The sequence below is a fragment of the Vibrio sp. 10N.222.49.C12 genome (genome assembly GCF_041475025.1).
Lineage (GTDB): Bacteria > Pseudomonadota > Gammaproteobacteria > Enterobacterales > Vibrionaceae > Vibrio > Vibrio crassostreae_C.
The window spans coordinates 1-1,602 of sequence record NZ_JBFRVF010000075.1 but is presented as its reverse complement, the minus strand read 5'-3'; the positions used below and the strand labels follow the sequence as shown (position 1 = coordinate 1,602).

General features: G+C 46.5%; 1 protein-coding gene. It reads left to right on the top strand.

Annotated elements, in window-relative coordinates; translation table 11 throughout:
• Positions 1-63: 63 nt before the first annotated feature.
• Positions 64-1,598 (top strand): IS3 family transposase gene (locus AB4583_RS19085; RefSeq protein WP_372118817.1). Its coding sequence is split into 2 segments (ribosomal slippage): positions 64-517 and positions 517-1,598, totalling 1,536 coding nucleotides; the frame shifts between segments, so codons are not numbered across the junction.
• The last annotated feature ends 4 nt before the right edge of the window (positions 1,599-1,602 follow it).

Here is a 1,602-nt window from a genome sequence, read left to right as displayed (position 1 = left end):
CCCTATCTGGCAGGGTAGATGTCACTGTTAAAATTTAACCAGTTTGGGCGATAAAGAGTAATTGTGTCTCGTATCTCAGTAGAAAGAAAAGAAGCTATATTGAAGAAGCTATTACCTCCCTATTCAATGTCAGTTAAAGAAGTGTCGGAAGAGGAAGGAATTAGCACTGCGACCCTGTATCATTGGCGCCAGCAACTCAGACGTTCAGGAGCCGCCGTGCCAAATAGCAACACTTCATCAGAGCAGTGGTCAGCTCAAACTAAACTTGCCATTGTCGCTGAAACCTACTCAATGACAGAAAGTGAACTCAGCCAATATTGTCGTGAAAAAGGTCTTTTTCCAGAGCAAATCCAAAGCTGGCGCAGCGAATGTATGCAAGGGTTTAAGTCGAGTAAAGAGCAGGAAGCTGAAGCAAAGAAGCAGGCTAAAGCTGACAAACTTGAAATCAAAGAGTTGAAGAAAGATTTACGACTCAAAGAAAAAGCACTCGCTGAAACGGCCGCTCTCTTGGTACTAAGAAAAAAGCTGAGAGCCTTTTACGGGGAAGAGCCAGAGGACGACTAACCTCAACCGATGAAAGGCAGACCATAGTGACTCTTATCCTTGAAGCGAAGCAATGCGGGTGTCGTTTAGAGCCAGCTTGCCATGAAGTTCAAATCGACTTGAGAACGTATCGTCGCTGGTATCAGCAAGGTGAAGTTCAAGCTGACAAAAGGCCAATATGCCTCAGACCTGAGCCTGCTAACAAGCTGTCGCAGGAAGAGCGTGATGCGATAATCGAGGTGTGTAACCGCTCTGAGTTTGCAAGCTTGCCTCCAACTCAAATCGTCCCGACACTGCTTGATAGAGGTGAGTATATCGCCTCTGAGTCGAGCTACTACCGAGTGTTGAGTACGCAGGGGCAACTTCACAAACGAGGTCGTCAGCGGAGCAGACAGAAGCAAGCGAAGCCAACCAGTTACACAGCGACGGACTCGAACCAAGTCTATACGTGGGATATCACTTACTTACCTTCAAAAGTTCGAGGCCAACATTATTACCTGTATGTCATTGAGGACATCTACAGTCGAAAAATTGTTGGTTATGAAGTGTATGAGCATGAATGCGGTGAGCTAGCGTCACAACTTCTGCAACGAACGTTGATGCGAGAGCAGTGCTTCAATCAAGCACTGGTTCTTCACTCCGATAATGGTGCGCCGATGAAGTCGTTGACGTTCAAAGCCAAAATGGAAGAGTTAGGTATTACTTCATCGTATAGTCGCCCAAGAGTCAGTGATGATAACCCGTATGTTGAGTCATTGTTCCGCACGGTAAAGTACATGCCAAGCTGGCCAACGAAAGGCTTTGAAACAATCGATAGTAGCCAAAGTTGGGTTGAAGCCTTCGTACGCTGGTACAACACCGAGCACAAGCACAGTCAGCTAAATTACGTCACGCCTTCAGAGCGTCACAATGGAAAAGATAAAGAGATCTTGAAGCGCCGAGCGGAGGTACTACTCGCTGCAAAAGAGCTAAACCCTGAACGCTGGCCTGGTGATATCAGAAACTGTGAACCTGTTGGTGACGTTCACCTAAATCCAGAAAGAGAAGCTGCTTAATAAG